General features: G+C 54.6%; 3 protein-coding genes. All 3 read right to left on the bottom strand.

Annotation, left to right across the window (positions count from 1 at the left end):
• Window positions 1-639 precede the first annotated feature (639 nt).
• Window positions 640-918 (bottom strand): type II toxin-antitoxin system RelE/ParE family toxin, encoded by a 279-nt coding sequence (locus ABJ99_RS12090; RefSeq protein ID WP_004661723.1) that lies wholly within the window; start codon window positions 916-918, stop codon window positions 640-642.
• On the bottom strand, window positions 918-1,118 hold the full coding sequence (relB, locus tag ABJ99_RS12085; protein ID WP_004661690.1) for a type II toxin-antitoxin system RelB family antitoxin: 201 nt from the start codon (window positions 1,116-1,118) through the stop codon (window positions 918-920). The genes ABJ99_RS12090 and relB overlap by 1 nt, the downstream gene beginning before the upstream one ends.
• Window positions 1,119-1,442: 324 nt before the next feature.
• The gene (locus ABJ99_RS12080) at window positions 1,443-1,688 is read right to left on the bottom strand and encodes a hypothetical protein (RefSeq protein ID WP_002555996.1); all 246 of its coding nucleotides are present in this window, start codon (window positions 1,686-1,688) and stop codon (window positions 1,443-1,445) included.
• Window positions 1,689-1,871: the final 183 nt, after the last annotated feature.

Genomic DNA, 1,871 nt, shown 5'->3' with positions numbered 1-1,871 from the left:
ACCCGGAAAAAGGCAGATTAAACCCGGAAAAAGGCAGAATTCCCGGCCTGTAAGGCCCGTTCTAGAGGCCTCGCCGTGCTACAAGCTTTTACAAACAAGAACAAGCAAAACAGCGCCGTTCTCAAGATATGTAGCAGATCGGAAATACGGTGAGGTCGGGGCAGATCGCTGGTCGGGTGCTTCTTCCGGCCAGGGATATGGCGCGGCCGGTCAACGAGCGAAGCGAGGCGACAGCCATCAGTGTCATGCCCTATACACGCGGTGCGGCCAATGAATATCGGCGCGAAGCGCCGGGCGGCCTTTGGCCGCCTACACCTCGGTTCAAAAAACAAACCGGAAAAAAGGCACAATTAAGGACTGGTAACCGTTTGTTTTTATTATAAAATTTTCCAAAATCGGAAGTAGGCACATTTGAGCATCTATAAAAAGAACCAGAAATTCTCGCATGCAAGAAACTTTGTCATGACAAAGTTTTGGCTTGCCTGAGCTGAGGCTTGATCGTGTGTGGTGTCAGGTAGAAAGCGCCCTTACAGTCGTTGTGCGCCCTTCTGTGGCCGTGCAAGACCTCAAGGCCGTACAAGGGCTGCTTCGCTCCTTCACGGCGCAGGCTACGCCCTGCGCGCTTCGCTTGCGGGTCAACTAGAGCGAGGGGTATTCCTGCCTGGCGTGGATCACGTTCACGACCTCGATGCGCTCAAGGGTGACGCGGTAGACCAGGACATAGTTTGGATGGGCCACCAGCTCGCGAGTACCAGCCACACGTCCAGGGCGGTACAGGTATGGATGATCGGCCACCGGCAGTATGGCCGATTGTAAGCGCTCCAGAATGGCTTGAGCGGCTTTGGGGTCTTCGTTGGAGATATACCGGATGATCTTAGCCAGGCTCATGCGCGCACGTTGCCGCCAGATGATTTGCATCAGCTGACCTTAGCCCGATCCTGTTGACGCTTTTCTGCCTCGGCAATGATTGCGTCCATTTCCGCCATGACCTGATCGTGCGGCACACCTGGACTGGGATCGTCCAGTGATGCTTGCACCTGGAGCCGAAACCAGCGGTCGTAGCTTGCTGCCTGTTCATCGGTTTCGAATTCCGAAACGATGGGTGAGAGGTTGGCCATGTGGGGTTCTCCAGCTGGGAGGGTTTTACATCACTGTTACATCGCATTTACATCATCTGTACGTCAAACCTGAGCAGGCATCCGCTGCACTGTGTTGCATTGGTTTGCACTGTGTTGCACTAAATTGCATTGAGTTGCACTGTTGTCCTGCTTGTGCCTTGGGTAAGTCCTGCATTTGCACTGCACTCGCACTGCAAAATAACCGCACCTACACTGCACCTCACTGCACCTCGCTGCATCTTCACTGCAAAAATGCTGCAATTAGAGACATTTTGAGTCAATCAAAGACACTCTGAGTCACTGAGTGACACACAGAGACACTGCTTACGGTGCCATCGAGGCCAGTTCGTCCAGGAGCGGAGCCAGACGCTTTACGTCCACGTCCCTTTTCACCGTCGATGCCGCCAGCTCAAGCACCCATTGCCGGACTCTAGGCTCTCTTTTCGCTTCGGCCAACAGCATCCCGCCCAGGATGATCTTCTGGCCGGTCTCCAAGCCCCTATTTTTGGTCCTCAAGCGCGCCAGTTTGTCCTGCAAACGGGCCGCTTTCTGCTCATCTGACAGCGCCATTTTATTTCTGCCTGAAACGTGGGTGGTGATGCTACGATAGCACGCAGCGAAAGCAAGTGCGCACATACGACTCGTACCGAGTCAGCGCGCCCCCTTCGGGGGAGATCACAAGCAAAAGCTCAGGAGCAAGGGCCATCGCCATCTTCCACGCCAATACCAAACCGATAGCACGCAGCGCCGGAC

Source organism: Pseudomonas syringae pv. cilantro (assembly GCF_001293775.1).
Taxonomy (GTDB): Bacteria; Pseudomonadota; Gammaproteobacteria; order Pseudomonadales; family Pseudomonadaceae; genus Aquipseudomonas; species Aquipseudomonas syringae_P.
Note: the sequence above shows the minus strand (reverse complement) of the source record. Positions and strands in the feature narration are given on the sequence as shown.